Origin of the sequence: Methylophaga nitratireducenticrescens (genome assembly GCF_000260985.4) — a bacterium.
Lineage (GTDB): Bacteria > Pseudomonadota > Gammaproteobacteria > Nitrosococcales > Methylophagaceae > Methylophaga > Methylophaga nitratireducenticrescens.
On record NC_017857.3, the window covers coordinates 1,667,068 to 1,692,982 of the forward strand.

At 45.4% G+C, this 25,915-nt stretch carries 27 protein-coding genes and 2 tRNA genes; 15 read left to right on the forward strand and 14 right to left on the reverse strand.

Going from position 1 to position 25,915, the window contains the following annotated elements; all coding sequences use genetic code 11:
• The first annotated feature begins 2 nt into the window (after nucleotides 1-2).
• The 13 genes from pilO to Q7A_RS08065 all read left to right on the forward strand — a co-directional run bounded on the left by pilO (nucleotide 3) and on the right by Q7A_RS08065 (nucleotide 12,300).
• On the forward strand, nucleotides 3-563 hold the full coding sequence (gene pilO, locus Q7A_RS08005) for a type 4a pilus biogenesis protein PilO (RefSeq protein ID WP_014706843.1): 561 nt from the start codon (nucleotides 3-5) through the stop codon (nucleotides 561-563).
• Nucleotides 564-1,052, forward strand: a complete 489-nt coding sequence (locus Q7A_RS08010) for a hypothetical protein (RefSeq protein WP_041354457.1) — start codon at nucleotides 564-566, stop codon at nucleotides 1,050-1,052.
• Nucleotides 1,053-1,138: 86 nt separating this feature from the next.
• A complete protein-coding gene (locus Q7A_RS08015) occupies nucleotides 1,139-2,992 on the forward strand; it encodes a type II and III secretion system protein (RefSeq protein WP_151903907.1) in 1,854 nt (617 codons plus the stop codon).
• On the forward strand, nucleotides 2,992-3,477 hold the full coding sequence (locus tag Q7A_RS08020; RefSeq protein ID WP_014706846.1) for a prepilin-type N-terminal cleavage/methylation domain-containing protein: 486 nt from the start codon (nucleotides 2,992-2,994) through the stop codon (nucleotides 3,475-3,477). Before Q7A_RS08015 ends, Q7A_RS08020 begins: the two co-directional genes overlap by 1 nt.
• Complete coding sequence (locus Q7A_RS08025; RefSeq protein WP_014706847.1) at nucleotides 3,477-3,863, forward strand: type II secretion system protein; 387 nt, start codon at nucleotides 3,477-3,479, stop codon at nucleotides 3,861-3,863. The genes Q7A_RS08020 and Q7A_RS08025 overlap by 1 nt, the downstream gene beginning before the upstream one ends.
• Nucleotides 3,850-4,329: a type II secretion system protein gene (locus tag Q7A_RS08030; RefSeq protein ID WP_014706848.1), complete on the forward strand. Its 480-nt coding sequence runs from the start codon at nucleotides 3,850-3,852 to the stop codon at nucleotides 4,327-4,329. Before Q7A_RS08025 ends, Q7A_RS08030 begins: the two co-directional genes overlap by 14 nt.
• Before the next feature lie 29 nt (nucleotides 4,330-4,358).
• Nucleotides 4,359-6,086: a type I secretion system permease/ATPase gene (locus Q7A_RS08035; RefSeq protein ID WP_014706849.1), complete on the forward strand. Its 1,728-nt coding sequence runs from the start codon at nucleotides 4,359-4,361 to the stop codon at nucleotides 6,084-6,086.
• Between the two features lie 22 nt (nucleotides 6,087-6,108).
• Entirely contained in the window at nucleotides 6,109-7,443 is a 1,335-nt protein-coding gene (locus Q7A_RS08040) for an HlyD family type I secretion periplasmic adaptor subunit (protein ID WP_014706850.1), read from the forward strand.
• Between the two features lie 7 nt (nucleotides 7,444-7,450).
• On the forward strand, nucleotides 7,451-8,782 hold the full coding sequence (locus Q7A_RS08045; RefSeq protein ID WP_014706851.1) for a TolC family outer membrane protein: 1,332 nt from the start codon (nucleotides 7,451-7,453) through the stop codon (nucleotides 8,780-8,782).
• Between the two features lie 388 nt (nucleotides 8,783-9,170).
• Nucleotides 9,171-9,854, forward strand: a complete 684-nt coding sequence (locus Q7A_RS08050) for a MotA/TolQ/ExbB proton channel family protein (RefSeq protein WP_014706852.1) — start codon at nucleotides 9,171-9,173, stop codon at nucleotides 9,852-9,854.
• 53 nt (nucleotides 9,855-9,907) lie between these two features.
• Nucleotides 9,908-10,318, forward strand: coding sequence for an ExbD/TolR family protein (locus tag Q7A_RS08055; protein WP_014706853.1), 411 nt, complete (start codon nucleotides 9,908-9,910; stop codon nucleotides 10,316-10,318).
• A gap of 39 nt (nucleotides 10,319-10,357) precedes the next feature.
• Entirely contained in the window at nucleotides 10,358-11,347 is a 990-nt protein-coding gene (locus tag Q7A_RS08060; RefSeq protein ID WP_014706854.1) for an energy transducer TonB, read from the forward strand.
• A gap of 467 nt (nucleotides 11,348-11,814) precedes the next feature.
• Nucleotides 11,815-12,300, forward strand: a complete 486-nt coding sequence (locus tag Q7A_RS08065; RefSeq protein WP_048480986.1) for a DUF488 domain-containing protein — start codon at nucleotides 11,815-11,817, stop codon at nucleotides 12,298-12,300.
• 75 nt (nucleotides 12,301-12,375) lie between these two features.
• On the opposite strand, the gene Q7A_RS08070 is transcribed toward Q7A_RS08065, so the two are convergent.
• The 8 genes from Q7A_RS08070 to Q7A_RS08105 all read right to left on the reverse strand — a co-directional run bounded on the left by Q7A_RS08070 (nucleotide 12,376) and on the right by Q7A_RS08105 (nucleotide 19,006).
• Nucleotides 12,376-12,452, reverse strand: a tRNA-Arg gene (locus tag Q7A_RS08070).
• Nucleotides 12,453-12,512: 60 nt separating this feature from the next.
• Nucleotides 12,513-12,602, reverse strand: a tRNA-Ser gene (locus tag Q7A_RS08075).
• A 54-nt stretch (nucleotides 12,603-12,656) separates the two neighbouring features.
• Complete coding sequence (csrA, locus tag Q7A_RS08080) at nucleotides 12,657-12,842, reverse strand: carbon storage regulator CsrA (protein WP_014706856.1); 186 nt, start codon at nucleotides 12,840-12,842, stop codon at nucleotides 12,657-12,659.
• A gap of 227 nt (nucleotides 12,843-13,069) precedes the next feature.
• Complete coding sequence (locus tag Q7A_RS08085) at nucleotides 13,070-14,290, reverse strand: aspartate kinase (protein ID WP_014706857.1); 1,221 nt, start codon at nucleotides 14,288-14,290, stop codon at nucleotides 13,070-13,072.
• 3 nt (nucleotides 14,291-14,293) lie between these two features.
• Nucleotides 14,294-16,897 carry an alanine--tRNA ligase gene (gene alaS / locus Q7A_RS08090; RefSeq protein WP_014706858.1) on the reverse strand — a complete coding sequence of 868 codons (2,604 nt, stop codon included), beginning with the start codon at nucleotides 16,895-16,897 and terminating at the stop codon, nucleotides 14,294-14,296.
• Nucleotides 16,887-17,336 carry a recombination regulator RecX gene (gene recX, locus Q7A_RS08095; RefSeq protein WP_014706859.1) on the reverse strand — a complete coding sequence of 150 codons (450 nt, stop codon included), beginning with the start codon at nucleotides 17,334-17,336 and terminating at the stop codon, nucleotides 16,887-16,889. Before recX ends, alaS begins: the two co-directional genes overlap by 11 nt.
• On the reverse strand, nucleotides 17,333-18,373 hold the full coding sequence (gene recA, locus Q7A_RS08100) for a recombinase RecA (RefSeq protein ID WP_014706860.1): 1,041 nt from the start codon (nucleotides 18,371-18,373) through the stop codon (nucleotides 17,333-17,335). Before recA ends, recX begins: the two co-directional genes overlap by 4 nt.
• A 120-nt stretch (nucleotides 18,374-18,493) precedes the next feature.
• The gene (locus tag Q7A_RS08105; RefSeq protein WP_014706861.1) at nucleotides 18,494-19,006 is read right to left on the reverse strand and encodes a CinA family protein; all 513 of its coding nucleotides are present in this window, start codon (nucleotides 19,004-19,006) and stop codon (nucleotides 18,494-18,496) included.
• A 16-nt stretch (nucleotides 19,007-19,022) separates the two neighbouring features.
• Between Q7A_RS08105 and mutS the strand changes: the two genes are divergently transcribed.
• Nucleotides 19,023-21,572, forward strand: coding sequence for a DNA mismatch repair protein MutS (gene mutS / locus Q7A_RS08110; protein ID WP_014706862.1), 2,550 nt, complete (start codon nucleotides 19,023-19,025; stop codon nucleotides 21,570-21,572).
• A gap of 14 nt (nucleotides 21,573-21,586) precedes the next feature.
• Here mutS and Q7A_RS08115 read toward each other — a convergent pair whose 3' ends face one another.
• Genes Q7A_RS08115 through Q7A_RS08125 form a run of 3 tightly spaced genes read right to left on the reverse strand, consistent with a single transcriptional unit; the run spans nucleotide 21,587 to nucleotide 22,728 of the window.
• The gene (locus tag Q7A_RS08115) at nucleotides 21,587-21,865 is read right to left on the reverse strand and encodes a YcgL domain-containing protein (protein WP_014706863.1); all 279 of its coding nucleotides are present in this window, start codon (nucleotides 21,863-21,865) and stop codon (nucleotides 21,587-21,589) included.
• A gap of 25 nt (nucleotides 21,866-21,890) precedes the next feature.
• Nucleotides 21,891-22,280 carry a VOC family protein gene (locus Q7A_RS08120; protein ID WP_014706864.1) on the reverse strand — a complete coding sequence of 130 codons (390 nt, stop codon included), beginning with the start codon at nucleotides 22,278-22,280 and terminating at the stop codon, nucleotides 21,891-21,893.
• A gap of 28 nt (nucleotides 22,281-22,308) precedes the next feature.
• Entirely contained in the window at nucleotides 22,309-22,728 is a 420-nt protein-coding gene (locus Q7A_RS08125; protein ID WP_014706865.1) for an OsmC family protein, read from the reverse strand.
• Nucleotides 22,729-22,822: 94 nt separating this feature from the next.
• Here Q7A_RS08125 and crp point away from each other — a divergent pair, with 94 nt between their 5' ends.
• Nucleotides 22,823-23,512, forward strand: coding sequence for a cAMP-activated global transcriptional regulator CRP (crp, locus tag Q7A_RS08130; protein WP_041355042.1), 690 nt, complete (start codon nucleotides 22,823-22,825; stop codon nucleotides 23,510-23,512).
• On the opposite strand, the gene trpC is transcribed toward crp, so the two are convergent.
• Genes trpC through Q7A_RS08145 form a run of 3 tightly spaced genes read right to left on the reverse strand, consistent with a single transcriptional unit; the run spans nucleotide 23,492 to nucleotide 25,907 of the window.
• Entirely contained in the window at nucleotides 23,492-24,289 is a 798-nt protein-coding gene (trpC, locus tag Q7A_RS08135) for an indole-3-glycerol phosphate synthase TrpC (protein ID WP_014706867.1), read from the reverse strand. The genes crp and trpC overlap by 21 nt on opposite strands.
• 9 nt (nucleotides 24,290-24,298) lie before the next feature.
• Nucleotides 24,299-25,327, reverse strand: coding sequence for an anthranilate phosphoribosyltransferase (gene trpD, locus Q7A_RS08140; RefSeq protein ID WP_014706868.1), 1,029 nt, complete (start codon nucleotides 25,325-25,327; stop codon nucleotides 24,299-24,301).
• Complete coding sequence (locus Q7A_RS08145) at nucleotides 25,317-25,907, reverse strand: aminodeoxychorismate/anthranilate synthase component II (protein WP_014706869.1); 591 nt, start codon at nucleotides 25,905-25,907, stop codon at nucleotides 25,317-25,319. Before Q7A_RS08145 ends, trpD begins: the two co-directional genes overlap by 11 nt.
• Nucleotides 25,908-25,915: the final 8 nt, after the last annotated feature.

Consider the following 25,915-nt stretch of genomic DNA (forward strand, 5'->3'; position numbering starts at 1 on the left):
GTATGACACAAAGCAAACACATTGATGCAAAAATGCAATGGCTAACATATCAAGTGCGTCGATTAGGCTGGCAAGGACAGTTGGCCATTCTGTTATTAGTCGCAACGGTGGTTATCTTTTTTATTGTTCAGGCCAATCAAGCTGAAGCAGAAAGACTCCATTTGGTTGTTGAGGATCTGCAACACAGGGTGCCGGTCGAAATTAAACGTGAGAAACAATCTAACTATATCGCTAAACGTTTTTATCAGGCTTTACCTTCTGAAAATGAAGCGAATCAGAAAATTGCCGATGTTTTGACCTTGATTGAAAAGCATGGTCTTGCGTTAAACCGATCGGATTATTCGACCCGTGCTATTCCTCAATCATCCATGGTGTTGTATCAGATCAAATTCCCCTTGGTTGCCCAGTATCCCACCATCCGTAACTTTGTCACCGACGTGATGAACAGCCAGCGGACCATAGCATTAAGTCATATCAACTTTAAGCGTGATGATCTCAACAACGACATTGTCAGTTCCAATCTCGAATTTGTTTTATATACCAAAGCTGCAGGGAAAGAGTAAGTGCAAAGCATCAAGAACTATTTGGTATGGATAGGCCTGGGCATAACGTTGCTCATGGTTTATTGGATCGAGCAGCAGGAGGACGACATTGAAGCTGTTGAGGTGAAGGCGCCTGAGTCCGTGCAAGTACAGACATTTCAAATGACTCAAAACGATGTGGTAGATGAGGATATTCAGCTACGTAACCGGATCATCGAAACCCCGAAAAACCTGTTTGCCGTGCCTCAAATTGCTGAGCCAGAAATCGCAGTAGATCCGCTACCTGCCCAACCTGTCATGCCAGCCAATCCCTATATCTATGTTGGAAAACTAATCGAAGATGGAGAAATGCGAGTGTTTTTGACCAATGGGCGGAAGAACTATGTTGTAAAAACCGGCGATACGCTCGAAGACACCTGGCAAGTTAAATCCATTGAGTCGACGGAAATGATTCTGGTTAACCTGCCAACCCAAACCCAGGTAAGTGTGAAAATTGGAGCGTTACTTTGAGATTAAACAGGGATATTTGCTGGTTACGGATGCTAAAACGCAGCACTTTTCTTATGGCAATGGTGTGTTTGCAAAGCTGTTCATCCATGTCATCACATCAGAAACAGGAGCAGGTCGATCAAGAGTTTGATGAGGCCAGACAAATGCTTGCTCAGGGCCACTTAGACGCCGGAACGCAAAAGCTGGCGGCATTGGTTCAGCAATATCCAGACAATGTTCATTATAGAAATACTTTGAAAATGCATCAGGATTTAGCAGTTGCCCAACGCATTAAATCCGCGGAAGTTCTACTAAAACAAGGAGACTTGATTGGATCTGAATCCCAGTTTCAAAACATTTTAACTACTGCTCCTGAAAATCAACGCGCTTTGAATGGATTAAAAAAAGTCGCCATTGCTCAAAAGCATCAAACTCTTCTCAACAGTGCTGAACAGGCTTATGCAGAACAGGACTTGGATACGGCACGAGCTTTATTAAGAGCGATTCTGGCGGAAGATACCACCCATGAGCAAGCAAGAACCTTGTTTGAAAAGATCGATCAGCAGGCTATCGATAAGGTCAATAATGTTCCTCAAATTACAACAGCTTTTAAACAATCGGTCAGCCTGGAATTTAATAATGCGCCTATCAAATCGGTATTTGAATATATCGGTAAAGCCGGGGATTTGAACTTCACCTTTGACCGTGAACTCAGCGATAGCATGCTGACCAGCGTGATATTACGCAATACGCCCATCAGCGATGCGATTGAGACCATTCTGACCACCAATCAGTTGGGCAAAAAGGTGCTTAATGAAAACACGATTTTGATTTATCCATTAAGCCGTAGTCAGCAATATCAAGAGTTATATGTCCGTAGTTTTTACCTGAATAACATGGATGCTGAACAGGCGATGCTCCTGGTTAAAACCGTGCTGCAAGTCGAAGAAGTGTATATCGATGAAAATCTCAACACGCTGGTGATGCGTGACACGTTGGATTCGATCAAAACGGCTGAAAAGTTGATTACCTCTCAGGATCTGGTTGAGCCGGAAGTGATGCTCGAAGTTGAGGTGATGGAGGTCAATCGCCGTAATCTGGAAGAAATTGGTATTCGTTATCCAACACAGATTGGTCTAGGTGTAGAAGGCGAGGATGAGGTGCCCGGCAGACTGACCATAGCCGAATTGAAAGAGTTTAATTCGGATCTGGGCGTATTTAGTATTACCGATCCCGTTTTGGCGCTGAATTTATTGCATCGCGATACCGACACTAATTTGTTAGCCAACCCGAAAATTCGGGTGAAAAACCGCGATAAAGCTAAAATCCATGTCGGTGACAAAGTGCCGGTACTCACCAGCGTGGCCAATTCCACAGGGTTTGTTTCGCAATCGGTCAGCTACATTGATGTCGGCATTAAGCTGGAAGTAGAACCGACAATTCTGATTCAAAATCAGGTTTCGATTGAGGTTGAGCTGGAAGTCAGCAATATCATTGATCAAGTGACCAGTAACAGTGGGGTTTTAGCCTATTCGATTGGTAGCCGTAATGCGGTGACCACATTGCAATTAAAAGATGGTGAAACCCAGGTTCTGGCGGGGTTGTTCACCGATGATCGGCAGGATAATACCTACAAGATTCCAGGGCTGTCCAACCTGCCTTTTGTCGGCCGTTTTTTTACCGATATCAGTACGGATAAGCAGAAAAGCGAAATTGTTCTGCTGATTACCCCGCGTATTCTTCACAACATCGTGCCAGCCAACTCGGTTTACACGGCATTCCCCTCTGGCGTTAGTCAGGCAACCCGCAGTGCTCAGATGCCGCAAGCGCGTCCAATGGCACCTGTTGCACAAAATCCGATGGCACCGATTGTGATCCAGACTGATGAAGATGAGCAGGAAAGAAATGCCACCACCGCTGAGGAATTCGCCAGACAAATCCAATCTCCTGGTGGCATGTAATGATGAAAATCCACAAAAAACACAACGGATTTACCTTGATTGAACTGCTGGTGGCGTTGGTGTTACTGGCGTTAATCGTGACCTCTGCTGCACCGCTGATGCAAATGACTGTCAAGCGGAATAAAGAGCAGGAACTCAAACGGGCATTGTGGCAAATGCGTGATGCGATTGATGCTTATAAAGAGGCGGTGGAAGACGGCCGGATTGAAATGTCAGACGATAAATCCGGTTACCCGAGTTCGTTACAAGAGCTGGTCGATGGCGTCGAAAATGCGCAGGACCCGGACAATAAAAAAATCTACTTCCTACGGCGGATACCGAGGGATCCGTTTGCTAACGATGACACATTAAGCAATGCAGAAACCTGGGGATTGCGAAGTTATGAAAGCTCTTTTGATGAAGGCGAGGCCGGTGAGGATGTGTATGACGTTTATTCACTCTCCAACGCCATTGGCATTAACAAACAACCCTATAAGGAATGGTGATGCGAAATAAACAATCATTCGCCGGTTTTACCTTAATCGAAATATTGGTGGTGCTCACCATTATTGCCGTCATGCTGACCTTGGTTGCACCGCGCTATTTTGACTCGGTGGATCGCTCGAAAGAGAAAGTACTGCGTCATGACCTGATTGTGATGCGAAGTGCCATTGATCAGTATCTGGGTGATAGAAATGAATATCCCAATAGTCTGCAGGACTTGGTCGATGGGCGGTACTTGAGAGAAGTCCCGGTAGACCCGATTACCGATCGGCGTGACACCTGGGTTTTCAGTGAGCCTAAAACCAATGAATATGAGGGCAGTATTGCCGATGTGTTTAGCGGATCACCGTTGATTTCGTCAGAAGGAACACCTTATGCGGAATGGTAATTCACAGGTTGCCAATCGGGGTTTTATCTTACTCGGCATGCTCTGTTTGCTGGTTATTTCAGGCTACATCCTGACTCAGGCAAGCGCCAAGTGGAGCGATGTAGTGAAGCGTGAAAGAGAACAGGAACTGTTAAAGGTCGGGGACACGATCAGAAAATCAATAGGCAGTTATTACAATGCCACTCCCGGTGTAGTGAAACAGTATCCACCGAACCTGCAGGCCTTACTTTACGACGACAGATTTCCCATGCCCAAGCGGCATATTCGCAAGCTTTATATTGATCCGGTCACTCAGCGCGAGGGCTGGGGCATTGTGGTTGCGCCTAATGGTGGCGTGATGGGCGTAAACAGTCTATCGGGCGAGAAGCCGTTTAAGCGGAAAAATTTTAGACCTATCTATCAGGATTTTGAAGATAAGGACTATTACGGTGAGTGGTATTTCGTGTATGTCGAAAATTATCTTTAAAACAGTATCTTGCTGAAATTGAGTGACTTATGAAACAGCCGTTAAAAACCGCAAAAAATGAAATCGCCGAAGCCTTATTGGCCTTTAAATCGGTGTTTATCACTGTGGGGCTTTTCAGTGCGATTTTGAATCTGCTGATGCTGGTGCCATCGCTTTACATGCTGCAGGTTTATGACCGGGTATTAAGCAGTCGAAATGAAGCTACTTTGTTAATGCTCACCCTGATTGTGGTGGGGGCGTATCTCATTTTGGGTGGTTTGGAATATGTGCGGAGTTTTGTGCTGATTCGCGTTTCATCAAAACTCGATACGGTATTAAACAAACGGGTATATACCGCTGCGTTTGAACAAAGCCTGAAGAGCAAAGGCACCAATGCCGGGCAGTCATTACAGGATCTGACCACCATCAGGCAATTTGTTGGTGGTAATGGTTTGTTTGCCTTTTTTGATGCGCCGTGGTTTCCCATCTACATACTGATTATTTTCCTGTTTGATACATCGCTGGGGCTGTTTGCATTAGCCGGTTCTATTTTATTAATCGTATTGGCCGTCATCAGCGAAGTTATTTCCAGAAAGCCGCTCTCTGAGGCCAACTCCATTGCGGTAAAAGCCAATAACCTCGCTACCAATAATTTACGTAACGCCGAAGTGATTGAGGCGATGGGCATGCTGGATAATCTGATGGGCCGTTGGTATCGGTTACAGCAACAGTTTTTAGCATTGCAAAGTGAAGCCAGTGATAAAGCCGCTTCTATTGGGGCGATGAGCCGTTTTATCCGTATCAGTTTGCAGTCATTGGTGTTGGGCCTGGGTGCGTTACTGGTACTGGAAAATAAAATTACCCCCGGCATGATGATTGTGGCCTCCATTTTAATGGGCCGAGTCTTAAGCCCGGTCGAACAATTAATCAGTGTTGGCAAGACATGGAACGCGACCAAGAGTGCTTATTCACGTCTTAGTGAATTGCTGGACGCCAATCCTGCTCGTGAAGCCGGTATGGAATTGCCCGAACCTTTGGGATTAGTGTCAGTAGAAGGCATCACAGTGCTGCCGCCCGGTGCTCAAGTTGCTGCCTTAAAAAACGTTACCTTTGCCTTGGAACCCGGCGATGTACTCGGCGTCATTGGGCCCAGTGGGGCGGGGAAATCGACTCTGGCACGTATTCTGGTTGGGGTTTGGCCAACCCGTGCCGGCAAGGTTCGGTTGGATGCTGTGGATATTTTCCAGTGGAATAAACAAGAGCTAGGGCCACATATTGGCTATCTGCCGCAGACAATTGAGCTGTTTGCTGGCACGGTCAGTGAAAATATCGCCCGGTTTGGTGAAGTGGATGCCAACAAAGTGATCTCTGCGGCCAAACAAGCTGGCGTGCATGAAATGATCCTCCGGCTACCCGATGGGTATGACACTTTATTGGGCGACGATGGTACGGGGCTTTCAGGAGGACAAAAACAACGCTTGGGATTAGCACGAGCCATATACAACGAACCCGCATTCATTGTATTGGATGAACCAAATTCAAATCTGGATGAAACCGGTGAAAAAGCCCTCGCTGAGACCATTAAAAAGCTTCAAAAACAACGCAAAACCATTGTCATGATCACCCATCGATCCAGTGCATTAGCAGTCAGTAACAAACTCTTATTATTGGTGGATGGCACGGTTCAGTTGTTTGGTCCAACAGCCAATGTGATGAAAACCATCGCTCAGAAAAATAAAGAAAATCAGCCCAGACCTCAAGCCTCTGCCGTTGCATAACAACATGGAAACGTTATCAAACATGCAAAACGAAAATACCAAACCTCAGAATAAAGATGTGTTGACCTCACTGAATAAAGACATCAACAAATACACGCGATTGGGCTGGGGGATCGTCATTGCCGGTTTTGGAGGCTTTTTGGTTTGGGCCTCACTCGCACCGTTGGATCAAGGTGTGCCGCTTAATGGCAAGGTTTCTGTCGCTACCAAAAGGAAAGCTGTTCAATATCAGGATGGCGGCACTGTGGAAGATATTTTGGTCAAGGAAGGCGATCTCGTGATGGCGGGTGAGGTGCTTGTTCGGATGAATAGCGTTCAAGCCAGAGCCAATGCCGAAACCAATCGAGTGCAGTATTACATTGCCAAAGCAGCAGAAGCGAGATTAATTGCTGAGCGGGATGATCTTCAGCAAATCGAGTTTCCCAAAATGCTCAAGGATGTTGCTGATTACCCACGTATTTCAAATTATCTGGGCTCTCAAACCGAAATATTCACCTCAAGAAGAAGCGCCTTACAGAGCGAATTATCGGTTATCGATGAAAACATTAAGGGATTGATATCCAAAGCTGAGGGACTACAAGCTTCACGGGCAAATAAACTGGAGCAATTAAAATTTCTTGGAGAACAATTAAAGGGTGTCCGAGAACTGGAGAAAGAGGGCTATGTCGCCCGTAATCGTTTGCTGGAACTGGAACAAACGATGGCACAGATTAATGCGACCATCGCAGAAGATGTGGGCAATATTGCACAGGCCAGAAGTCAGGTGGCCGAACTCAAACTGAGTCAGCTAAAGCTGCGTCAGGAATATAAAGCTGAAGTCAGAGAACAGCTCTCGGAAGTTCAAAAACAAGTCGATGCACTTGGCAATCAGTTAACCGGTCTGGATTACGATCTTGAGAAAGTGCTGGTGAGAGCGCCGGTATCGGGCACCGTGGTGGGCATGAATGTGTTTACCGAAGGCGCAGTGGTCGCACCGGGCTTTACCATGATGGAGATTGTGCCAAGAGACGATAGTCTGGTTGTCGAAGGACAATTGGCCGTTCATTTGATTGATAAAGTCAGCCCCGGATTACCTGTAGAACTAATGTTCACCGCCTTTAATCGAAACCTCACTCCACATATTCCGGGAGAGGTCACTCAGGTGTCAGCTGACCGGTTAATAGACGAGACGGACGGTTCGCCGTATTACCAGTTGATTGCCAAGGTGTCGCCTGAAGGCATCGAGATGATGCCGGATTTAAGATTACAACCCGGTATGCCGGTTGAGATGTTTGTCAAAACCGGTGAGCGAACCATGCTGAATTATCTACTTAAGCCGATTATTGATCGTCTAAAACTCTCTATGTCAGAAGAGTAGGTTACGCATGCGGCTTTTGACTAAACACCTCAGTTTTCTTGTTTTCTGTCTGTTCAGTATGACTGAAGTACAGGCAATAAATCTGGTAGAGGCTTATACATTAGCCCGGGATAATGATCCGGCGTTTAAAGCAGCTTTTTATGCCCATCAGGCAGGTCAGGAGTTTAAGGCACTGGGCCGCTCCAATCTGTTGCCAGTGATTACGGCAAGTTACTCACGCTATAAAAATCATGCGGATATAGATTTCGAAAATGGCCTGATAAGTCGAACTGAAGAAAGGAAATACGCCAGTCAGACGGCCTCAGTCCAGTTACGTCAACCGTTGATCAATTTTGATGGCTATGCGCGTTATAAACAGGGCGTGGCACAAACTGCTTTGAGTGATCAGGAGTTTGCAATACGTGAGCAGGAGCTTATTTTACGAGTTTTCAATCGCTATGCTGCCGTTTTATATGCTGAGGATATGCTTGGTTTGGCAAAGACAAAAAGAGCCGCTTATGCTGCACAAAAACAGGCAAATCTGTTTATGTTTGAAAATGGCGAAGGCACCAAAACCGATATTCTGGAATCTCAGGCGAAATATGATTTGGCTGAGGCAGATATCGTCGAAGCGCAGAATATTCTGAACGATGCCCGAACCACATTGAATAGGGTTTTAGGCCGTAAGGTTGACGAGATACAGCCATTAATTGAAGATTTTGCCACACTGCCCGTTGAGCCAATAAACCTGGAGCAATGGGAGTCTCTCGCACTTAAAAGCAACCTTGAGTTGGCGGCTCAACGACACAGCCTTGAAGTGGCCGAACAAGAGGTCAATCGCAGTAAAGCGGCTTATATGCCCCGATTGGATGCTGTGATGAGTTGGAATAATAATGTTTCTGATACTACTAACACGTATAACCAAGACGCCACAGTCAACTCAATAGGTTTGCAATTTACCTTACCAATTTATTCCGGTGGCGCGACGCCTGCTCGGGTTAGTCAATCCAAAGCAAATCTGCTTAAAGCCAAAGCCGAATTTGATGAAAAAGCCAATACCGTCATCATCGAACTGCAAAAACAATTCAACCTGGTTCTGGATTCTAAACTGAGGTTAACGGCATTAACCACGGCAGTAAATTCAGCACAGCTGCTGGTGAAAGCCACCCACAAAAGTATAAAAGGTGGCACACGAACCAATATTGACGTGCTCAATGCCGAAAGTCAGCTTTTTGAAGCTAAAGGCGATTTATTACTCGCGCGATATAACTATCTGCAAAGCTATTTGAATCTAAAAAAAGTCACTGGAACATTGGGTTTTGATGATCTGCAAATAGTCGCCGCCCAATTTAAAAATTGATAAAACAATCAAAAAAGATATAAGAGTGCAGTTCGAATCATATATAAAACAATAGCTTGTTAATCACGGCCATTTGAGTCTTCAACAGCAAATAAAGGATATTTTCCCTTTAACATTTAGTGTTTTTTAGCTAGAAATAGCGATGAGAAACGAGATTAATTTATGCATCGTTAATTTTTTTCAAAAAAAGATTAAAAATAATTGTCACTTTTGCATTTTCAATTGGCATATATAGTAAGGGAACACTTTAACCGGCTAGTTATGGCGGTTATGCCTGCTGATAAATATTCTAATAGTTTGATGCTCTGCGACGGATTCGTACGTTAAATCATCAACATTTGAGCATTAAGGCCCTGTTTTTACATTCACAACGAAGGAAAGCGTTTTTATGGATTCAGTACCAGATATAGTTGATGCGGTACTTATTTTTCTCGCATTTTTATCGGTCCTGATCTGGACTGTTGCTATCACCAAGTTTTTTGTCTTCTATCGTAATACCGGTCGTGACCGTCATTTTTTAAGGCTGTTTTCTCAGATAAAACATATTGATGAATTGCCGGCGATTATCTCTTCTACCCAAGGCCGATTATCACGTGTTTGCCAGGCAGGATTCGCCGAAATTTCGTCATTACAAGAAATGAACACTGTTTTTATGCCAGAAGACAGACAGCAAATATTGCTGCACGCCCTTCGCCAGCAAGCACATATCGAACAAACCCGCATGGAAAATGGCTTATCCATACTGGCCAGTGTGGGGTCTACTGCACCGTTTATCGGTCTGTTCGGTACCGTCTGGGGGATTATGAATGCGCTTAAAGCGATTTCAGCATCTGGCTCAGCCAGTCTGGATATAGTGGCAGGACCAATTGGTGAAGCGTTGATTGCCACTGCTGTCGGTATTGCTACAGCGGTGCCAGCTGTTCTGGCTTATAACTACTTCCTGCGTAAGGTGCGTCTTTCTGTTGCCACCATGGATAACTTCGCTTCAGCGTTTCAGTTATTAGTGCTGAAATCCGGTGGTCAATTTGAGGAAGTGAATCGAGCCAACAGTTCGGACAGCGGTATTCATTAAAATCAAACATTGATTGTAAAGGCAACCGTCTTAACTTTGTAAGGAAATCCGATATGGCAATGAATATGGGTAGTGATGACGCTGCAATGAGTGAAATCAATGTAACGCCTTTGGTAGACGTTATGTTGGTATTACTGACCATTTTTATCGTTACCGCACCATTATTAAGTAACGCGGTACCGGTCAATCTTCCCAAAGCCACTTCTGATCTTTCACTGACTCAGCCAAATACCATCAGTATTAGTGTGACCGATGATGGTACGGTTTATTTTACCGATGAGGCTGTTTCTCAGGAGGATCTTGATCTGCGATTAATGCAGACCGCAGAGAATGCAGACAGTACTGTTGAAATTTTTGCTGATGAAAAAGCCGAATATGGGAAAGTGGCCAAGGTTATGGCATCCATCCAGCGGGCGGGCATTACTAAATTCACCTTTGTGATGCAGCCTGAGGCGATTAATTAACCATGGTTTATTGGCAAAATAAATTTGTGAATAACTGATATGACAACCATGGTCCCGGATTTTTCATCAGCCCAGGCCATTGGCTCTGACCGAATTATCCCTGGGTTTTTGCTGGCTTTAGCAATTCATATTGGTTTATTAATTTTGTTTCTGCCAGTAATTGAATATTCACCGCCAGCTGCCCCCATGCGAATTGCTGTACAAGTGACTCAGCTTCAAGAGATCGAACCGGTTGAAGAAGAACCTGAAATAGTCGAACCGGAGCCGATTCCAGAGCCGGTAGAACTGATAAAGCCTCCAGTTATTGATAAACAAATTCTTGTCGCCAAAGACGATACGCCACCAGAACCTGAAGAGCTGGTTGTGCTTGAAAAGGTACCGGAAGAGGAAGTTGTTGAAGAAATAAAGCCAGTAGCGCCACCGCCCAAGCCAGAGCCGGTAAAACCTGAACCCAAAAAAGTCGAAAAGCCTAAACCGAAGGTGGAACCCAACCCGGAAAAACCTAAAGTTATTGAGAAGCCAAAACAGGAATTACCGATAGCCGAACCGAAAGTGGCTGAAGTGATTGAGCCTGAAACTGATGAACCCATAGATGAGGAGGTAGCAGAAATATCGCCATTGCCATCATCTACGGTCAGTTCAGAAAATGCTTCCTCAACCAGTAAAGCAGTCAACGCCACTGGTGATAACCCCAACGAAGACAACAGAGGCGGGGCAGATGAAGTTGATCGTAACGAAGCCTGGAAAGGTTACGGCCAATTGCTTTACGCCATGGTTTCCAAAAATAAAAAATATCCCCAACAAGCTATTCGCCGTAATTTGGAAGGCATTGTCATGGTAAGCGTAAGGTTTGATAAAGGGGAAATGGTCGAAATAAACATCATAGGACAAGGCAGCGGACATCAAGTCCTGGATAGAGCTGCTCGCGAGATGTTAGAAAAAGCCGTAAGAGAATTACCCGTCCGAGGCAACCTGTCGAATAAATCGTTTACTGTCGTCGTTCCGGTGGATTTCAAATTAACAGGTTAAATTAAATAACTATAGCTTCAGTATCTATTTGTTCCTTCGGCTTTTTTTATGCCTTAGATGCACCATAAAACAGGATCTAGCAGTATGGTAATAACAACCAAATTAAAAACTAATAGTGGTAATGAGATTGTTTTTCGAAAAATTCTGTTGCACGCGTTATTTTAATAACAAAAGATTATAAAGAGTTTTTTAAGAAATTTATGACTGTTACATATGGTTTTATGGCAGAACGGTGGTGCACATTCACTTAATTAGTAAAGACCATTAGTCTCGCTCAAGCTACCATAAAAAAGACTAAAATGAATGGATATCTCAAAAGGGAATGGCTGCCGAATAATGGCAAAATAAAATCTATATTTTGGTTGAAAAGGAAAGAAGTCTTGAGACCAAAGGTGAAAAAATAGCGAAATGGTCCTGTTTGTAAGAAGATAAATAAGGTAGTAGCTGACCAATTGATAATATAGGTAATGAAACAGCACCAAAAATCTCTAAATAGACCAAGCGACAAAATGGAGGTAGAAAAGATGACGTCTCATTACAACCCAATTAAGTTAAAAAGAGTCTACGATAAAAAAGAGAAATCAGATGGTATAAGACTTTTAGCTGATAGATTATGGCCTAGAGGCATCAAAAAATCAGAGTTGCAATATGATGACTGGATAAAGGAGTTGTCGCCTTCAAACTCGCTCCGTAAACAATGGCATAATAGCGAATTAAGTTATAAGCAATTTTCAAAACGTTATTCAGATGAGCTGGAAAGTCAACAGAAAGAAATGGAATGCATCGTTCAGCTTGCAAATAAAGAAACGATAACTCTGATAAGTGCCGTTAAAGAATTAGAGAACTCACATCTTCCAATTCTTAAAGATCACATTCTCGATAAACTTGAAGAAATAAGCCCCGAGGAGACTCGGGAGCGTTCATCACCGGTTTGTTACGATAATTTTCAATAGCACTAAACTTCCAAAGAGAACAAACAAAAAAGCAGCTATCAAATTAATGATAGCTGCTTAATTGTATTTCAATTTTGGTGCGCCTGGCACGATTCGAACGTGCGACCGCCTGGTTCGTAGCCAGGTACTCTATCCAGCTGAGCTACAGGCGCTTTAAAGCGTGAAATTGTACTGTTTTTTACTGATTATCACAAGGATAATTTCAGAAAAAATGGCGGAGAGCGAGGGATTCGAACCCTCGATAGGGATTAACCTATACACCCTTAGCAGGGGCGCGCCTTCAGCCACTCGGCCAGCTCTCCATCAAGCCGGCCATTATACCAGCTGTGATTCTTTTGGCTAGTCGATTTGCCTAATTAACCTGCGTTTGATTGATCTTTTTCAGCTTGAATACGATCATAGATTTCTTCACGGTGAACTGTGACATCTTTTGGTGCATCTACACCGATTCTTACTTGATTACCTTTGACACCCAGTACATTTACAACAACATCATCACCGATGATTAGAGATTCTCCAACGCGACGTGTAAGTATTAACATGATTATTCCCCTTGCAGTATAAATTCTGGCACCGAGGGGAGGAGGTTGATGACTCCTTTCGTTGATCTAGGCCTCGTGCCAGTTCCGTTTTATTTCCTTTGAGAGATCTTTGTCTCTCTTTCTCTAGGACAGCGTTGGACAACAAATTATCCGCTTATCTAGTGTGTGCAAAGTATATCAGGATAGATGCACCTAATCGATAGGAAAAACTTCCTGATATCAATGATTTAGTTACAATGTTCAAGTTCAAAGGCCTTGTGTAACGCCCTCACACTCAGTTCTAAATATTTTTCATTCACCACGACCGAAATTTTAATTTCAGAGGTTGAGATCATACTGATATTAATATTTTCTTCGGCCAGTGTCTCAAACATTGTGCTGGCAATACCTGCATGTGAACGCATGCCCACACCAACCAGAGATATTTTGGCAATATGCTCATCGCCAGTGACTTCACGAGCACCCAGTGATACCGAGGTTTCTTTAAGCAGATTCAAGGCTGTTTGATAATCGTTACGATGCACTGTAAAAGTAAAATCGGTAGTAGCATCATGACCCGTGTTTTGGATGATCATATCGACTTCGATATTTTGTTTGGCAATTGGCCCCAGAATTTTATGAGCTACACCTGGTTGATCAGGAACGCCCAGAATGGTTAATTTTGCCTCATCGCGATTAAAGGCAATACCTGAAATAAGCGCTTGTTCCATTGACGATTCCTCAGACGTAATTAATGTGCCGCCACCTTCTGTAAATGATGAAAGTACGCGTAATGGCACGTTGTATTTTCCAGCAAATTCGACCGAGCGAATCTGCAAAACTTTTGCTCCCAGGCTGGCCATCTCGAGCATTTCTTCAAAGGTAATGTGATCAAGCCGACGTGCTTCCGGGACAACGCGTGGATCAGTGGTGTAGACACCATCCACGTCAGTATAAATCTGACATTCATCGGCTTTTAACGCCGCAGCCAACGCCACTGCAGTGGTATCGGAACCGCCACGACCCAGAGTAGTAATATTGCCTTGCTCGTCACACCCCTGGAATCCTGCAACGACGACAACTTTGCCATCACTGAGATCCTGACGCATTTTTTCATCGTCGATCTGCATGATGCGGGCTTTGTTATGTGCATCGTCCGTGAGGATTTTCACTTGGGATCCGGTATAGGATTGTGCGGGCATACCCATTTGTTCAAGTGTCATGCTAAGCAGTGCGATAGTGACCTGTTCACCGGTTGACAATAAAACATCCAGTTCACGACCACGTGGGTCGGGATTAATTTCCTTAGCCAAAGCCAGTAAACGATTGGTTTCACCGCTCATAGCGGAAACGACCACCACGATGTCGTGACCGTCTTTACGATATTGAATAACTTTTTTAGCGACTTCCTGGATACGTTCTACAGAACCGACTGAAGTACCGCCGTATTTTTGTACGATAAGTGCCATGACTTAATTTTCCAGCTTAGATGCCACCCAGTTGGTGACGGAGTCGAGTGCAGCAGTTAATTTTTGTGGTTCGCTACCACCGCCTTGTGCCATATCTGGTCGGCCACCACCTTTACCACCAACTTGTGCGGCGACATGCGATACCAGATCACCGGCACGAATTTTATCAGTCGCATCTTTAGTGACACCGGCGATCAAGGTGATTTTTTCACCTTCTACAGTTGCCAGAATAATGGCGGCAGTGCCCAGTTTATTTTTAAGTTGATCAACCGTATCACGCAGGCTTTTTACATCAGCCCCTTCAAGATTGGCGGCCAGCACTTTTATCGATCCGATTTCGGTAGCAGATGCTGCCAGATCTGATCCGGCACTGCTGGCGAGTTTGGATTTAAGTGATTCCAGTTCTTTTTCCAGCTGACGGGTGCGTTGCACCAGTTGTTGAGTTTTTTCTTCAATATTTTCCGGCTTGGCTTTGACCAGTTCAGAAATGCTATTGAGGCGGTTTTCTGATTGTTCAATGTAATTCAGCGCTGCTTCACCGGTGACCGCTTCAATGCGGCGAACACCTGAAGCAATGCCGGTTTCATTAATGATCTTCATTAAACCGATATCACCAGTGCGGCCAACGTGTGTACCACCGCAGAGTTCAATCGAAAACTCACCCATGCTCAGCACGCGAACTTCGTCATCATACTTCTCACCAAACAGCGCCATAGCACCGCTTTGACGCGCTTTTTCAATTGGCATCAGGCGGGTTTCAACAGCATGGTTTACACGAATGTGTTGATTAACCATCCGTTCAATTTCGCGAAGCTGATCTGCTGTAACGGGTTCAAAATGCGAAAAGTCGAACCGCAAACGTTGTGAATCGACCAGTGAGCCTTTTTGTGTCACATGTTCACCAAGCACATTTCGCAATGCCGCATGCAACAGATGGGTTGCAGAATGATTCAGTGCCGTAGCCTGGCGGTTATATTCGTCAACATGGGCAATCACCGGTTGGCCGACTTCAAAAGTACCGTCTTTACATTCACCGATGTGGGTAAAGGCTTTACCCTGTTTGCGAGTGTCTTTGACAATGAAGTGGGCGCCCGCCGTGTTGATTTCACCCTGATCACCGACCTGACCGCCGGATTCAGCATAAAACGGTGTGTGATCCAGAACGATAATGCCTTGCTGACCCGCATGCAGTTTATCGACATTTTCGCCATCAACCAGCAGGGCAGTGATCACGCCTTCATTACGCATATGATCGTAACCACAGAAAACGGTCTCACCATCAATAATCAGCGTTTCAGACAAACCGCCACCAAATTGGCTGGCACTACGGGCACGATTACGTTGTGCTTCCATATGACGTTCAAAGCCAGCAACATCTATCGTTAAGCCACGTTCGCGGGCAATATCAGCCGTTAAGTCAATTGGGAAACCATAGGTGTCGTACAACAGAAAAATGGTTTCACCGGGAATCTCTTTATCCCCCATTTCTTCAATTGCATGATCCAGAATTTTCAGACCGTTATCGAGCGTATCGGCAAAACGTTCTTCTTCAATTTGTAAAGCCTGTTCGACAACTGGTTGTGCCTTGGTCAATTCCGGAAAAGCTTCGCCCATTTCATCGACTAACGGCTGAACCAGTTTGTAGAAAAAGGCTTCTTTTAAACCCAGCTTATGTCCATGGCGAATGGCGCGGCGGATAATACGACGCAGTACGTAGCCACGACCTTCGTTTGAAGGCTGAACGCCATCGGTGATCATAAAGGCACATGAGCGAATATGGTCAGCAATAACACGCAGGGAGGTATTGCTGGAATCTGTAGTGCCCGACAGTTTTTGAATCGCTTTAATCAGATTCTGAAACAGATCGATATCGTAATTATTATGCTTGTGCTGCAATACGGCTGCCAGACGCTCCAGACCCATGCCAGTATCTACTGATGGTTTAGGCAGCGGTGTCAGTGTGCCGTCTGCAGAGCGGTCAAACTGCATGAACACCAGATTCCAGATCTCGATATAACGATCGCCATCTTCTTCCGGTGTGCCGGGAGGGCCGCCGGCGACTTCCGGGCCGTGGTCATAAAATATTTCAGAGCAGGGGCCACATGGGCCGGTATCGCCCATTGACCAGAAATTGTCTTTGGCACCAATGCGAGAGAAGCGGGAAGCATCGACACCAATTTCTTTTAACCAGATATCCGCCGCTTCGTCATCTTCTTCGAATACGGTGATCCATAACTTCTCGGCGGGCAATTGCAGCGTTTCGGTTAGAAATTCCCAGGCGTATTGAATTGCTTCACGTTTGAAATAGTCACCAAAGCTGAAGTTACCGAGCATTTCAAAGAAGGTATGGTGGCGGGCGGTATAGCCAACGTTTTCCAAATCGTTATGTTTTCCACCAGCACGAACACAACGTTGTGTAGTGGTGGCTCGCGTGTATTTTCGGGTTTCCTGACCGAGAAAGACTTCTTTAAACTGAACCATGCCGGCATTGGTAAACAACAATGTCGGATCATTGGCTGGAATTAATGGACTGCTGGAAACAACTTCGTGACCTTTGTCAGCAAAGAAGTCCAGAAACAATTTGCGTAAATCAGCGCTAGTTTTCATTAGTCAGTTTAAAACTTTCCGTTATTTGTTCATGAGTAAAGCCCCGATATTGTAAAAACCGCATCTGTTTGGCACGGTCTTTAAAATCATCGGGGCTCTGCTCGCCAAAACGCTTGCATCGTACTTTGATGGCAAGCGCAAACCAATCAGTTTCTGCCTGTTGCATGGTGGAATTAATCAATTCATCCGCCACGCCTTTCTGTTTCATTTCCTGCCGAATTCGTAGTTCACCATATCCGCGAAGAGTACGAGACCGGATAAACGCTTCGGCAAAACGTTGATCATTTTGCAGGCCGCTTTGTTGCAGCTTTTCTAAAGCGGCATGAATTTTATCTGTTTCATGGCCAGCTTGTTGAAGTTTTTGCTGTAATTCTGCAGCGCTATGTTCTCGTCTGGCTAAATAGCCAATGGCTTGTTCGGTTGCAGAGCGGGATTTCACGCGTCGATTTCATCATCCACGGGTGTTTCAGCTTTTACCTTGATGTTCTTCGGTAACATCACAGCACGAATTTTGGCTTCAATGTCTTTGGCCATTTCAGGATGTTCTTTCAGATAAATACGTACGTTATCTTTACCCTGGCCAATGCGGTTGCCATCATAGCTGTACCATGCACCGGATTTTTCGACGATATTTTCGCTGACACCCAAATCAATTAATTCGCCTTCGCGGGAAATACCTTCGCCGTAAAGAATATCGAATTCGACTTGTTTAAAGGGTGGCGCGACTTTATTTTTAACGACTTTCACGCGGGTTTCATTACCGAGGATTTCATCGCCTTTCTTGATGGCACCAATACGACGAATATCCAGACGAACCGAAGCATAAAATTTAAGAGCGTTACCGCCGGTAGTCGTTTCCGGGTTACCGAACATCACACCGATTTTCATGCGGATCTGGTTAATGAAGATAACCAGCGTGTTGGAACGTTTGATATTAGCAGTCAGTTTACGCAACGCCTGAGACATCAAGCGAGCTTGCAGACCCATATGGCTGTCGCCCATATCACCTTCGATTTCAGCTTTAGGTGTCAATGCTGCTACCGAGTCTACAACCACTATATCAACGGCGCCTGAACGCACCAGCATATCGGTGATTTCCAAAGCTTGTTCACCAGTATCAGGTTGTGAGACCAGCAAATCGTCAATGTTGACGCCCAGCTTTTCAGCATAAAGTGGATCAAGTGCATGTTCGGCATCAACAAACGCGGCGGTGCCACCCAGTTTTTGCATTTCAGCGATGGCGTGCAAAGTCAGCGTGGTTTTACCGGAAGATTCCGGGCCATAGATTTCAACAACACGTCCACGCGGCAGACCGCCGATGCCCAGTGCAACGTCTAACCCGATTGAGCCCGTTGAGACCGCATCAATATCACGGTGGGCAGTTCCATCGCCCAAACGCATAACCGCACCTTTGCCAAATTGTTTTTCGATTTGACCTAAGGCTGCGCCAAGCGCTTTCTTCTTGTTTTCATCCATTTGGTGTGCCCTTTAGCTGATATCAGAAAACTATGGATTATCACACAGATAGCCATGTCTCACCAGCGTCGATTACGATTTCAAACACGCCTTTAGTGGATATTAATTTTGAATTTGTGTTCAGGCGTAATATTCGGTGGAAGCTAATTTTTTCACCAAGCCATCCAGTGCGATAAATACTGCCTGGCGGCGAATGAATTCGCGATTGCCGCGCAGATGAAATGTATTGCAAAACACACTTTGTTTATCTGCCCAGGCAAAGCAGACGGTACCCACTGGTTTTTCAACTGAGCCGCCATCTGGACCCGCAATGCCGCTAATTGCGACGGATATATCTGCATCGAAGTTTTGGATGGCTCCAGAGGCCATCTCAATAACGGTTTGCTCGCTGACAGCACCATATTTTTCGAGCGTGCTGGGCTGAACATCAAGGTACTGTTGTTTGATTTGGTTACTGTAGCTGACGATACCACCTTCAAACCAGCCTGAGCTGCCAGCCAAATCTGTACAACATTTCGCCAACCAGCCACCGGTACATGACTCGGCAGTGACCAAACGCAAGCCTTTCGATTGAAGCGATTGTGCCAGTTGCTGGGTAAGCTGATAAAGTGTTGCGTCAGAATAATCTTGCATACGCTAAACTATAAAAATGACCGAAAAAACCAATCATACGCCAATGATGCAGCAATATCTGCGTATCAAGGCCGAGCATCCCGAATTGTTATTGTTTTATCGAATGGGCGACTTTTATGAGTTGTTTTTTGATGATGCGCATAAAGCTGCCGAGTTATTGGATATTACGCTGACAGCTCGCGGTAATAGTAATGGTGCGCCGATTCCGATGGCGGGTGTTCCTTATCATGCGGCTGAAGGGTATCTGGCCAGATTGCTTAAAGGTGGTGTGGCCGTTGCGATTTGTGAGCAAATTGGTGATCCGGCAACCAGTAAAGGGCCGGTGGAACGTAAAGTTGTACGGGTGCTGACGCCCGGCACCTTAACCGATGAGGCTTTACTCGATAGTAAACAGGAGAATCTACTGGTTGCGATTGCCCGCCATAAGGATCAATACGGTTTAGCCGTGGCCGAAATCAGCAGTGGCCGTTTTGATGTGTGTCAGCATCAATCGTTAACTGATTTGTTAGCCGATCTAGCCCGATTACAACCTGCAGAAATTCTGATTGATGACAGTCATGGCGACACCTTAAATAGTTATAACAAACAGCTTAAGTATGTGCCGGAGTGGCATTTTGGCCTGGATGCGGCGAGGCGTCGTTTATGTGAGCATTTTGGGACCACCGATTTAAAAGGCTTTGGCTGTGATGATTTGCCGCTAGCCATTATGGCGGCAGGCTGTTTGTTAAATTATGCCCAGCAAACCCATCGCACAGCGCTGCCGCAGTTACGCAAAATCAGTGTTGAAACACCGGCCGACAGTATTCGTATTGATCCACAATCAAGACGCAATCTGGAGCTGGAGCAAAACCTGTCAGGTGGTTGTGAAAATACCTTATTGTCGGTGCTTGATAATACCGTTACGCCGATGGGCACACGTTTACTGCGTCGTTGGTTGTTACAACCGAAACGCGATTTAACTACCTTGCAACAGCGTCAGGCGGCGATTGGCAATCTTATTGAACAGGATGTTATTGCTGCCGTTCAAACCCTGTTAAAACCGCTAGGCGATATTGAGCGTATTGTTACCCGCGTAGCACTGAGTAGTGCCAGACCGCGTGACTTTGTGCAGTTACGCCGCATGTTGACTGCTCTGCCAAATTTGCATCAATCTTTATCGGGTACTCAAGCCAGATTGCTGAAACAGATCGACCGCGAGTTGGGGACTTTCCCGGAATTACTTGAGTTATTGAATAGAGCCATTATTGAAGAGCCGCCAGCGTTGATTCGAGATGGCGGGGTGATTGCCGAAGGCTATCATGCGGAACTGGATCGGTTACGCAATCTGCATCTGAATGCCAATGATTTTTTACGAAATCTGGAACAGCGTGAACGTGAACGCACTGGTGTCAGTACCTTAAAAGTCGGCTATAACAAAGTGCATGGCTTCTTTATCGAAATCAGCAGAGCCCATAACATTGAGTTACCCGCCGATTATCAGCGCCGGCAAACGCTGAAAAATGCTGAGCGCTATATTACTGCCGAGCTGAAAACGCATGAGGATCAGGTACTCAGTGCCAGTGAAAAAGCATTGGCATTGGAAAAATCATTATACGAAGAGCTTTTTAAACTGATTCACCCAGAGCTTGCCGCTTTGACCTATTGTGCTGCGGCACTGGCAGAACTTGATGTTTTGACCAATCTGTCTGAGCGGGCGCAAACGCTTAATTATGTCGCGCCGCAGTTGACTGCTGAGCAGAGCTTATCGATTCAGGCGGGCAGACATCCGGTTGTCGAAGCAGTGCAGAAAACGCATTTCTGTCCCAATGATTTGCAGTTAACTGAACAGTCGATGCTGGTGATTACCGGGCCGAATATGGGCGGTAAATCTACCTATATGCGGCAGACAGCATTAATTGCGATCATGGCGTATATGGGCAGCTATGTTCCTGCTGATTCGGCAGTTATCGGCCCGATTGATCAGATATTTACCCGCATTGGTGCCAGTGATGATTTGGCGTCAGGACGCTCTACTTTTATGGTGGAGATGAATGAAGCAGCAAATATACTGAATAATGCTTCCGCTCAAAGTCTGGTGTTAATGGATGAAGTAGGGCGGGGCACCAGTACCTTTGATGGCTTGGCGCTGGCCTGGAGCTGCGCCGAAAAACTGGTGCGGGATATTGGTGCGTATACCTTATTTGCTACGCATTATTTTGAAATGACTCAGTTGCCAGGATTATATGACAAAGCCTGTAATGTGCATCTTGATGCGATTGAGCATGGCGACAAGATTGTGTTTTTGCATCAATTAAAACCGGGTGCGGCCAATCAGAGTTACGGTTTACAGGTGGCGCAGCTGGCAGGGGTGCCAAACGATGTGATTCAGGCGGCGAAACATAAATTAGCTGCTTTGGAAACTCAACGTACCGTTGGTACAAATTTGCATGAACAACCGCCGCAACATGATTTATTTGCTCAACCGGATAATTCGGCCTTGATAAACAAAATCGAGCAAATCAATCCTGATGAATTAACGCCCAAAGCGGCGCTGGAATTACTTTACGAGCTGAAAAAACTTATCTGAATGATGTCGCTCAATTAATGTAACTGGCCAGTGCGTTCACGCTGCAGTAACAAATCATTGGTTGGCGGCATTTGTACATGGAAACCCTGTGTTTCCAGATTATGTATGACTTTATTAACATCTTCACGAGCCAGTTTGCGGTCTGGACTCAGTTCCAGTTCCATCACAAATATCGGCTCGTTGCCCATTGAGCTATACAGGCTTGGCGGAATGTCTGAAAAGTCATCTTTCTTGCTGAGATAAAGATATAACTCGTCTTTTTTACGGCTTTTATAAATAAAGGTTTTGATCATAACAACTCTGTTTTACGAATTTGGTTTACGAAATCGGGGGATGATAGATGATCTGTACAACCGTTCCGGCTGGATCATAACAATAAAAACTGCGGGCTCCATCGCGATGGGTACGTGGTGGCAGACGCATTGGAACCGCATGGTGATCCAGAAATGCATACCACTCATCGACTTGTTCCGGTGTCGGAATGATAAAACCAATATGATCTAAAGGCTGAACCGGTGCTTTATTGATATTTTCGCCACGGTGTAAAGCCAGATTGTCATTGCCAGAGGTCAGATAAACGTTATCCGCATCAGGACGCCATTCGACTTCCATGCCCAGTAAGTCCACATAAAACTGTTCGCAGGCTTCGAGATTTTCGACGGTTAATGCCACATGACGCAAACCGCCAGTTCGTGTTGGTCGCTGCATGGTTATGCTCCGGTTTATTGAAATTCGATTAGGCTTGTTCTATCACTTCATAGTCATGGGTGATTTCGGCGGTTTTTGCCAGCATAATAGATGCCGAGCAATATTTTTCGGTCGATAGTTTTACCGCACGATCGACAAAATTCTGTTTAAGGCTGCGGCCGATTACGGTGTAGTGCACATGAATTTTGGTAAATACTTTTGGCGCTTCCTCACTTCGTTCTGCGGAAACTTCTACCACACAATCGGTTACATTCTGACGCGATTTTTTCAGAATATCGATGACATCAAATGAGGTGCAGCCGCCAAGGCCCAGCAAGAGAAGCTCCATCGGTCGCATGCCCGTGCCGTGACCACCGGCTTCTTCGGGACCATCCATTACGATGGTATGTCCGGTTCCGGATTCACCGACGAATAAAACATCCTCAACCCACTTTACTCTTGCTTTCATTTAACTCATCCTACGTGAAATACGTTTAATTTTGCCATATTCATCGGAATTGGGCAGAATTAATCATTATAAAAATAAAGCTGGGTTTGATGATATGGATTATTTAAAACACAAAGAGAGAGAAGAGCAGCTGACAGATTTTTTTAAACACTGCCATAGCAAAATTTATCCTGCTAAAACGATGTTGGCTAGACCAGGAGATATCCCCGACAGGCTATATTATATTCGAGAAGGCTCTATCAGCATCTGTGTTGAAAATGAAGAAGGTGAGGAATTAATTGTCGCCTATCTGAATCAGGGCGACTTTATCGGTGAAGTCGGCTATTTTCACGATAATATCAATGACCGCATGTCGGTGGTCAAAGCCAGAACCGATTGCCGCACCGAAGAAATCAGTTATCAAACCCTCAAGGCGCTTTCCAAAACAGAATTAAAAGGTTGCTATCCCTATCTGCTGGAAACGTTGGGTGAGCAGATGTCCAAACGTTTGCTGACCACGACTCGTAAAGCCACCAATATGGCATTTATGGACGTTTCAGGACGGGTAGAAGAAGCCTTGCGTGATTTGGCTGCTCAGCCGGATGCAATGCGCCACGAACAGGGTCGGCAAATCAAGATCACCCGTCAGGAAGTCAGTCGCATTGTAGGCTGTTCGCGGGAAATGGTCGGCCGGGTTTTAAAAGAATTACAGGAACGCGGCATCTTGTGGGCGCACGGCAAAACGATGGTATTGTTTGATGAAAACCATCGTGGTGTGAATGCCTCAATTAAAAAGGTTGGCTAACGCCTCACCTGGTTCATCTGCCCGCATAAAGGCCTCGCCAACCAGGAAACCATTCACACCGTGCTCACGCATGAAAGTGACATCTTCCTTACCAAGGATACCGCTTTCGGTGATCACTATCATTTCATCGGGAATAAAATTAAGTAACTTGATAGTGGTTTCCAGCGACGTTTCAAAAGTATGTAAATCGCGGTTATTGATGCCTATCAGAGGCAGATTCAATACCAATGCACGATGCAACTCTTCTTCGTTATGCACTTCAACCAGCACATCCATATCCAGCTGAATCGCTAACTGACTTAACTGTTCCAGTTGATCATCATCCAACGCGGCAACAATCAGCAGTATGCAATCGGCACCGATCGCTCTGGCTTCAAAAACCTGATAGGGAGCGATAATAAAATCTTTACGAATGACCGGTAGCTTACAGACCGTACGCGCCTGTTTCAGATAATCTTCATGGCCTTGGAAAAAATCCTGATCGGTCAATACCGATAAACAGGCCGCGCCACCGTTTTCATAAGACATGGCAATTTCAGCAGGACGAAAATCCTCTCGCAGCACACCTTTGCTGGGTGAGGCTTTTTTAACTTCAGCAATAACGGCACTTTGCCCGGCAGCCAATTTACGTTCAAGGGCCTCAACAAAACCGCGTACCGGTTCAGCATTTTCAGCCAATTGTTGTAACAGGTTAATGGGCAAACGTTTACTGCGCTCGGCAATTTCCTGTTGTTTACGTTGCAGAATTTTTTTCAGAATATCGGGTGTTTCAGTCATAAACGATCTTTAAAGTTGGCTGCAGGTGATGAGTGCATCTAGTTTTTGTTGAGCAATACCGCTATCAATACAGTGTTTTGCCTGACGAACGCCTTCAGCAAGGTTATCAGCCAAATCTGCTGTATAAATGGCAGCGCCGGCATTAAGCACAACAATATCGCGGGCAGGGCCAGGTTCACCAGCAAATACACGCTGAATAATATCGAGACTTTGCTGTGTATTGGTGACGGTCAGTTGACTGATATCAACACGTTGCATTACAAAGTCTTCGGGTTTGATGGTGTAGGTGGAAATCTCGCCATTTTTAAGCTCAGCGACAAACGTATCGGCACCGATACTGATTTCATCCATACCGTCTTCGGCATGCACCACCATTACATGTTTACTGCCCAGTTTTTGCAATACCTGAGCAATCACCTCAACCCATTTTTTATCAAATACACCCATTACCTGATGTTTGGCTTTGGCTGGATTGGTTAACGGGCCGAGCAAATTGAAAATGGTGCGGACACCCATTTCACGTCGCGGTCCAACCGTATATTTCATTGCGCCATGATGACGTTGGGCAAACATAAAACCAACGCCGGTGGTTTCAACACAGTGGGCAACTTGCTCAGGTGTTAGTTCCAGATTCACACCGGCTGTTTCGAGAACATCGGCACTGCCAGATGTGCTGCTAACTGAGCGGTTACCATGTTTTGCGACTTTGGCGCCTGCTGCAGCGACTACAAACGCACTGGCAGTTGATACATTAAAACTGCTGGCACCATCGCCGCCGGTACCACAGGTATCAATAATATGCTCACCGGTTACCTGTACTGGCGTAGCTAATTCACGCATTACTGATGCTGCTGCCGCAATTTCGGTAATGGTTTCGCCTTTCATCTGCAAACCAATCAAGAAGCCACCGATCTGAGCGTCTGTCGCTTCACCGGTCATAATCATTCGCATCGCTGCAGTCATTTGCTGTTCAGACAGATGCTGATGCTGGGTGATCAGCTTGATGGCTGCCTGCATGGTAAATTCATTATCCGCCATGGTGTTCATCCAGAAAGTTTTTTAATAATTGATGACCTTGCTCAGTCAAAATGGATTCAGGGTGAAACTGCACGCCTTCGATTGGCAGGGTTTTGTGCCGGACACCCATAATTTCATCAATGCTGCCATCCGGATTTTCTGTCCAGGCAGTCACCTCAAAACAATCGGGCAGCGTTTCTTTTTTAATGACCAGGGAATGGTAACGAGTTGCCTGCAACGGATTATTCAATCCCTTAAACACACCGATATTGTTGTGATGTACCGGGGAAGTCTTGCCATGCATGATTTGGCGTGCATGTACAACATTGCCTCCAAATGCCTGACCAATGGCCTGATGGCCCAGGCAAACACCCAGGATGGGTTTTTTCCCGGCAAATTGATGAATAACGTCTAATGAAATTCCAGCTTCATTTGGCGTGCAAGGACCAGGTGAGATCACTATAAGCTCAGGGTTAAGGGTCTCTATGTCGCTAATGGTCAGTTTATCGTTACGCTGCACCTCGACCTCAGCGCCCAGTTCAGCAAAATACTGCACCAGGTTGTAGGTGAACGAATCATAGTTATCAATCATTAACAGCATAGGGTGTC